7 protein-coding genes (1 of these 7 running past the window's edge) are annotated in these 7140 nt (G+C 71.7%); 5 read left to right on the forward strand and 2 right to left on the reverse strand.

Annotation, left to right across the window (positions count from 1 at the left end; all coding sequences use genetic code 11):
* Window positions 1–13 precede the first annotated feature (13 nt).
* Window positions 14–1561, reverse strand: coding sequence for an amidohydrolase family protein (locus tag CCN37_RS10205; RefSeq protein ID WP_086820472.1), 1548 nt, complete (start codon window positions 1559–1561; stop codon window positions 14–16).
* Window positions 1562–1681: 120 nt separating this feature from the next.
* Entirely contained in the window at window positions 1682–2413 is a 732-nt protein-coding gene (locus tag CCN37_RS10210) for a TetR/AcrR family transcriptional regulator (RefSeq protein WP_086820473.1), read from the reverse strand.
* 44 nt (window positions 2414–2457) lie between these two features.
* On the opposite strand from CCN37_RS10210, the gene CCN37_RS10215 reads away from it, so the two are divergent.
* The 5 genes from CCN37_RS10215 to CCN37_RS41405 form a co-directional block, all read left to right on the forward strand.
* Entirely contained in the window at window positions 2458–3246 is a 789-nt protein-coding gene (locus CCN37_RS10215; protein ID WP_086820474.1) for an ABC transporter ATP-binding protein, read from the forward strand.
* Window positions 3246–5741, forward strand: coding sequence for an ABC transporter permease (locus tag CCN37_RS10220; RefSeq protein WP_086820475.1), 2496 nt, complete (start codon window positions 3246–3248; stop codon window positions 5739–5741). The genes CCN37_RS10215 and CCN37_RS10220 overlap by 1 nt, the downstream gene beginning before the upstream one ends.
* Window positions 5742–5812: 71 nt before the next feature.
* A complete protein-coding gene (locus CCN37_RS10225; RefSeq protein WP_086820478.1) occupies window positions 5813–6205 on the forward strand; it encodes a PAAR domain-containing protein in 393 nt (130 codons plus the stop codon).
* Window positions 6206–6316: 111 nt separating this feature from the next.
* Window positions 6317–6940 (forward strand): response regulator transcription factor, encoded by a 624-nt coding sequence (locus CCN37_RS10230; protein WP_246842927.1) that lies wholly within the window; start codon window positions 6317–6319, stop codon window positions 6938–6940.
* Window positions 6941–7002: 62 nt separating this feature from the next.
* Window positions 7003–7140: the 5' portion of an NAD(P)H-binding protein gene (locus CCN37_RS41405; RefSeq protein WP_246842928.1), read on the forward strand. Its footprint extends 105 nt past the window's final position; only the first 138 of its 243 coding nucleotides appear in the window; the start codon lies at window positions 7003–7005; its stop codon lies off the right edge, out of view.

Consider the following 7140-nt stretch of genomic DNA (forward strand, 5'->3'; position numbering starts at 1 on the left):
ATCACTTGCAGGGTCAGTGGCAGGGGCAGGCGGTCATGGCGACCGGGGCCGCCGCGCTCGGCTCCCCGGCGGCCTTGAGCACGTCGTCGAGCATGCGCCCCCGCTCCGCGCGGTCGAGCACGCGACCGCGCACGACGACGGTGTCGATGCGCGAGGTGTTTGCGATGTCCCGCAACGGATCGGCGTCCAGCAGCACCAGGTCGGCGAGCTTGCCGGGCTCGACCGTGCCGAGGTCGGCTTCCCTGCCCAGGTACCGAGCGGGTTCCAGCGTCGCGGCCCGCAGCGCCCGCTGAGGCGAGAGCCCGGCCTCCACCAGCAACTTCAGCTCGTCGTGCATCGCGAACCCGGGCAGCAACGAGGGGGTGCCGGTGTCCGTCCCGGCCAGCAACGGCACTCCGGCGTCGGCGAGCGCGGGCACCAGCTCCCTGCGGCGCTGGAACAGTTCGCGGCGCTCGGCGTCGGTGGCAGGGGTGCGGCCCTGGAGGTAGATCTCGCGCATCTGCCACCTCCAGCCCTCGGCGTACGCGGTCGGCAGGTAGCGCAGGTTGGGGTCCTTCTGCCAGTCGGGGTTCGGGACGTCGGCGACCTTGTGCACGCTCAGCGTCGGCGTGACGAAGGTGCCGTTGCGAGCGAAGGTGGAGAACACCTTCTCCGCCTTCCTGCGATCGATGCTGCGCGCCGCCGCGTACTCGGTGGCGTGCATCTTCGAGTACCACCCGCCGTACTCGCCGCCCTTGATCGGCACCTGGGCGACCGCCTTGCGCAGCCGGGCTTCCTGCGAGGAGGTGGCGTACCAGATCTGCCAGAGGTGCTCCAGGCTCTTGAGCCCGAGCTCGCTGGCCGCGGTCACGGGGACGAAGTCCGGGCAGTGCCCCAGGAACGGGATGCCGACGCGCCGGGCTTCGTGGGCGATGGCCTGGAAGGACGCGCGGCTCAACCGCGTGTAGACCTTGATGAAGTCCACTCCGCGCGCCTTCTCCTCGCGCACCGCGTCCCGCGCCTCGTGAGGATCGCCGACGGAGATGAACGGCACGCCGATGTTCTCCCACAGCGAGGGCTTGCCGTCGACGATGGTGCTCGCGACCACCGAGTGCGGACCGAACGCGGTGCCTGCTGCAACCTTGTCCCGCCATTCGAGGCTGAGCGGGTTGCCGCCCATCTCCCGCACGGTTGTCACGCCGTTGATCAGGTAGAGCGGTGGGAACGTGCGGTCGTACGGCACGCTGTGCACATGGACGTCCATCAGGCCGGGGATGACGTACTTGCCCTTGCCGTCGATGGCGGTCGCCCCGCGCGGCACCCGCACCTGGTCGGCCGGCCCCACTTCGACGATGCGGTCTCCGCGCAGCAGCACGGTGGAGTTGTGGCGCACGCCCCGCCGTCCGCTGTCCACCACCGTGGCTCCGGTGATCGCCGTGATCGCACGGGGGCCTGAGTCCACCCGTGCGGGTGAAGGGGAACGTGCACCCGCGGACGGCGCGGCGTACACGGCGAGCGCTCCCGCGACGCCCAGTTCCACGCCGCCAGCCATGAGCTTCCGCCTGCTGATGTTGTTGCTCATTCCCTTACCTCGCCTCGATCGCCTTCGGTTGCACCAATCTTTGGTCGGTGCGAGTGCCAGCGCAGTGGGAAGCACCCGACAATCCCGGGTGGGGAGTTCCCCCGTGCACGGTTTCGGCGGTCATGGCGCGGCCAGTGCTTCGATCCCGGCGACGATGCGCTTGAGGCCGTACTGGAAGTCCGCGTCGTTGGTGCCGTCGGCTGGCTCTGTGTACAGCCCGCTGCCGAACGCGGTCGCGACGCGGTCGAGCCCGCGCTCCGCCAGCAGGCCGGCGATCGTGTTCACGGCTGAAGCCGTTGCGGGCGTTGGGGATTCGAGTGCGGCGAGGTCGCGAGCGGCGATCGCGCACGCTCGGACGTAGCTGTCGACGAGCGCTGCGACGCGCAGTGTTTCGGCCGTGGTGAACGAGCCGTGCTCCAACGCGGCGAGCAGCGCCTCCAGCCACGCGAGCGCGTGCGGTGTGACGGGCAGCCGCACCCGCAGGTCGACCATCCACGGGTGTGCCGCGTAGCGGGCGCGTAGCGCGACAGCCCACGCCTCAACGCCGTCCTGCCAGGACGCCGAGGCGCCGGTGGTCGGCGGCCCGAGCGCGTGTTCGCGCGCGAGGACGTGCAGTTCGTCGCGGGAGTCGATGTAGCGGTAGAGCGCGTTGGTGGTGACGCCGAGCCGGGAGGCCACCTGCGTGAGCGAGATGCTGTCGATCCCCTCCGCGTCGCCGAGCGCGACCGCGGCCTCCACCACGGCGTCAAGGGTGAGCGAGGCCTTGGGGCCGCGCGTGGGAACGCGGCCGGGCAGTCCCCATGCCCTGCGGACACCGGGCGGCAGGTCGTTGGTGTTCTCCGTGCCACTCATGCCGCGACCCTAACAGTTCAACCCTTACACTTGCCGTGTAACCCATGAACAGTTTGGAAGTGGTGAGGGTGGACGAGGTAGGACGGACCCCGGTGCGGCTGGCGGGTGTCATCAAGGAGTACGGCGGCGGTGAGCAGGCAGTTCGCGCTCTCGCGGGCGTGACGCTGGAGCTGGCGCGCGGCACGTTCACGGCCGTGATGGGCCCGTCCGGCTCCGGCAAGAGCACGCTGATGCAGTGCGCGGCGGGGCTCGACCAGCCGACGTCGGGCGAGGTCACCCTCGTCGGAAGGCGGTTGACCGGGCTCTCCGAGGACCAGCTCACCGTGCTGCGGCGCGAGCGCGTCGCGTTCGTCTTCCAGTCCTTCAACCTGGTGCCCACGCTCACGGTGCTGCAGAACGTGCGGCTGCCGCTGACCCTGGCCGGACGGCGGGTCGCCGACGCCGAACTGCTGCGCGCGGTGGAGCGGGTCGGGCTGCTGGAGCGGTGCGACCACCTGCCCGGCCAGCTCTCCGGCGGCCAGCAACAGCGGGTGGCCATCGCCCGCGCGCTGGCCAGCCGTGCCGAAGTGCTCTTCGCCGACGAACCGACCGGGGCGCTGGACACCGTCACCTCGGGGCGCGTCCTGCGGCTGCTGCGCGCGGCCGTGGACGAGTCCGGGCAGACGATCATGATGACCACGCACGACCCCGTCGCCGCCTCGGCGGCCGACTCGGTGGTGTTCCTGGTGGACGGTCAGATCACCGGTCGGATGCACGCGCCGACACCGGCGCGCGTCGCTGAGGAGCTGGCCCGCATCGGCGAGCGCACGGCGCGCCCCGTCGGGAGGATCTGATGTTCTCCTTGGTGTTGAGCGGAATCCGGCACCGGGTCGCGGCTTCGATCGCGGTGCTGCTGTCCGCGCTGCTGGGCTCGGCGCTGGTGCTGTTGTCCGGCGCGTTGTTCCAGACCGGCATCGAGCTCTCCGCGCCGCCGGAACGGCTGACCGGCGCTCCGCTGGTGGTCACCGGCGCGGCCAACTACGTGATGCTCGACGAGGACGGGCAACCGACGACGGACTACCGCCCGTACCCCGAGCGCCACCGGCTCGACCCGTCCGCTGCCGCGCGGGTCGGCGCGGTTCGCGACGTGAAGGCCGCCCTGCCGGTCTTCCTGATCACGGTCGGGGCGGGCGCTGTGCCCACGACCGCGCAGAACTGGACCTCGGCGGCGGTCGGACCGTTCACGCTGTCCTCTGGCGGCGCTCCGTCGAAGGCCGCGGACATCGCGCTGAGCGCGTCGCTGGCCGCTCGGCTCAACGCGCAGCCCGGCGCGCAGATCACGCTGACCACCAACGGGGCGCCGCGCGCGTTCACGGTGACAGGCGTCGTCGGCGAGACGGACGCGCCGGAGACCGTGTTCCTCACCGACGCCCTCGCTGCGAGCCTCGCCGGAGACGGCCGACCCGACGCAGTGGCCGTACTGGTGAAGCCCGGCGCGGACATCGACGCGGTGAGCAGCGCCATCGAGTCGGCTGTCACCGACGCGGTCGTGCTGGAGGGAGACGGGCGTGGCGCAGCGGAACACCCCGGCGTCTCCGCTGCCCGTACTCCGACGATCGTCATGGGCGCCGTCTTCGGCGGCATGGTGCTGGTGGTGCTGGCCACCGTGGTCTCCGCGACCATCGGGCTCTCCGTGCGGCAACGCGCCCGCGAGATGAGCCTGCTCCGCGCGGCGGGTGCGACCGGGAAGCAAACGCGTCGCATGATCGTGAGCGAGACGCTGCTGGTGGCCGGGGTGGGCGCGGTCGTTGGCCTGGCAGTCGGAATCCCGTTGGCGCACATGGCTTTCAGCATCATCACCGGTAGTGGTGTCGTGCCGCCGCAGCTGAGCATGAGCATCGGCGTGCTGCCCTTTGCCGTCGCCTTCACCAGCACGATGCTCGTCGTGTGGCTGGCCGCGCGCGGTGCTTCCCGGGCGGCGCGACGGGCGCGCGCCGTCGACGTGCTTCGTGACGCCGAGGTGCACGCCCACCGGCTCAGCCCGGTGCGGTGGGTGCTCGGCATCGTGTTCCTGCTCGGCTCGATCGCGCTCGGCGTCATCACCACCGCCATGTCGCCCGGACTGCTCTCCGCGACCAGCGGCCCGGCCGTGCTCGCGGGCAGCATCGCGGCGGCCCTGCTCGCGCCCGCCGTGCTGCGCGTGGGCACCGCCATCGCCGGGCCGCTCCTGCGCCGCGCCGACCCGCACCTCGGCGGCCTCGCCGTGCACGGCACGCGCGCCCGCACAGCGCAGCTCGCCACCGTCACCTCCTGCGTCGCCCTGGTGATCGGCATGGGCGCGGGAAACCTGATCGCACAAGAACTCCAGCTGCGAGCACAGGCCGAAGCCTCGATCGCGACCGTGCGCGCCGACGTGGCCGTGGAGGTCCCCAGCGGCACGAACGCCGAGACCGTCACCAAGATCGCCTCGCTCGACGGCGTCGTGGCGGCCAGCGCCTTCGTCACCAGCGGAGGATGGATCGAACACCCCTACGACTCCTCCCACCGCGATCGCCCGTGGCCGGTGCGCGGGGTCACCGCCGACGCGGCAGCGGAGGTCCTGACCAACCGCGTGATCAGCGGATCGCTGACGCGGCTGACCGGAAAGACGGTGGCACTGCCGGACACCAGCGCCGCCGCGCTCGGCGTCGAGGTCGGCGAGTCGATCACCTTCCGCTTCGGCGACGGCACGGCCGAGCGCCTGCTCGTCGTGGCGACGGTGCAGGACCGCGTCGGCTACGAGACGATGTTGCTGCCCGCGCAGCTGGTGGCCCAGCACAGCACGATGCGCGCGCTGACACAGATCCTCGTGCGCACCAACGGTGACGACGTGCGCGAGGCGATCGCCGCCGCCGTGCCCGGTGCCTCCGTCGCCGGGCCGGAAGCCGTGATTTCGGTGCTCCAGCAAGGGATCGGCGTCCAAGCACTGATCAACTCGATGCTCGTGCTGGTCACCATCGCCTACGCGGCCATCGCCGTCGTCAACACCCTCGGCGTGTCCGTGCTCAGCCGCAGGCGCGAACTCGCCCTGCTGCGGTTGGCGGGCGCGACACGACCACAGGTGCGCCGCGCCCTCGTGCTGGAGGTCCTGATCATCACCGGCAGCGGCGTCGCGGCGGGCCTGGCGATCGCCGCGACAGCGGTCCTGCCGACCGCGCTCGTCGTGGAGACGGGCATCGGCGCTCCGGCGAGCTGGCTCGTGCTGACCGGCCTGCTCATCGCCGTGCTCCTGCTGGTGGCGCCGGTGACCGCCGCGGCAGGACGCCGGGCGATGGCGGGCAGACCGGCCGAGGCGATCAGCACCGGCTGAGCCGAGGTGTGCCCGTGTGGATGCCCGTTCGATCCGGGTGGCGCGGGGTGGGCGGAGCTAGCGTGGCGCTCGTGGGAAAACCAGTCGCGAAAATGGGGGACCGGGTCGTCGGGACCGACGTGCACATCGTGCTCGTGCCGTCCTCCGGCGGGCCGGTGCCGACCCCGATGTCCCTGCCGTTCGCGGGCACGATCACCGGCGGCTGCTGCACGACCGTGCTCGTCGGCGGCCAGCCGATCGCCACGGTCGGCAGCGAGGCCACCAACCTCCCGCCGCACGTCGCGCCGAACGGCACCTTCCAGAACCAGCCGACCAACAAGGGCTACGTCCTGCTCGGCAGCATGACGGTGCTCGCGGGCGGCAAACCGGTCGCTCGGATGGGCGACAGGGTCATGACCTGCAACGATCCCGCGCCCATGCCGACAGGGACGATCATCGCGATCGGCCAGGTCTTCGTCGGCTGAGCCCTGGGGGAGGGTCAACTAGGGACGCGCCTGGGGTAGGACCCCAGGGTTCGGCCACGGCCGGTGCGCGAGCCTTCTTGCGGAGACGAACTCCCGAGGAGGTGGGTGACCATGACCGTCCGGACCCCCGTGTACGTGCACGCGTCCGATCCGATCCTGCGGACCGGGCTCGCCGCGGCGCTGCGCGGCCAGCCGGGCATGCTGGTCGTGGACCACGCGGCCGTCGACGGCTCGGTGATCGGAGTGCTCGCCGCGGAGCGGATGGACGACGAGGTGACCGCCGAGCTGCGCAAGCTGCACGCCACCGGCTGCCACCGCGTCGTGCTCGTGGTGACCAAGATCGACAGCGTCGACCTGCCCGAGGCGGTGGACCTCGGCGTGTGCGCGGTGGTGCGGCGCGGCGAGGCCAGCGCGGAGCACCTCGCCGACGTGGTGGGCCGGGCCGCGCGCGGGGAGGCCGCGCTGCCGCCGGAGATGCTGGCGCGGCTGCTCAAACAGGTGGCGCGGATGCAACGCAACATGATCAGCAACGGGGCCGGGTTCAACGGGCTCTCCCGGCGCGAGGCCGACGTGCTCCGGCTGGTGTCGCAGGGCCTGGAGACCAAGGACATCGCGACCCGCCTGTCCTACTCCGAGCGCACGGTCAAGAACGTCCTGCACGACGTGACCTCGCGCTTCCACCTGCGCAACCGCTCGCACGCCGTCGCCTACGCGATGCGCGAAGGGCTCATCTAGGGCGGGCGGTGACCGCGAACGGTCCTAGTCTTCAGCTCATGAGCGATGAGCCGAAGAAGGTCATGGTCACCGGGGCGACGGGGCTGGTGGGACGGCACGTGGTCGATCAACTCCTCCGGGCCGGGGTGCCCGTGCGCGCGCTGACCCGCACCCCCGCGACAGCCGACCTGCCCGCCGAGGTCGAGGTCGTGCGCGGCGAC

The organism is Allokutzneria sp. NRRL B-24872 (assembly GCF_002155965.1).
In the GTDB taxonomy this organism is placed as follows: Bacteria; Actinomycetota; Actinomycetes; order Mycobacteriales; family Pseudonocardiaceae; genus Allokutzneria.

What these genes read in the sequence shown, in the direction of transcription:
- CCN37_RS10205 (WP_086820472.1), bottom strand. Translation starts at nt 1,561, where the DNA reads ATGAGCAACAACATCAGCAGGCGGAAGCTCATGGCTGGCGGCGTGGAA.
- CCN37_RS10210 (WP_086820473.1), bottom strand. Translation starts at nt 2,413, where the DNA reads ATGAGTGGCACGGAGAACACCAACGACCTGCCGCCCGGTGTCCGCAGG.
- CCN37_RS10215 (WP_086820474.1), top strand. Translation starts at nt 2,458, where the DNA reads ATGAACAGTTTGGAAGTGGTGAGGGTGGACGAGGTAGGACGGACCCCG.
- CCN37_RS10220 (WP_086820475.1), top strand. Translation starts at nt 3,246, where the DNA reads ATGTTCTCCTTGGTGTTGAGCGGAATCCGGCACCGGGTCGCGGCTTCG.
- CCN37_RS10230 (WP_246842927.1), top strand. Translation starts at nt 6,317, where the DNA reads ATGACCGTCCGGACCCCCGTGTACGTGCACGCGTCCGATCCGATCCTG.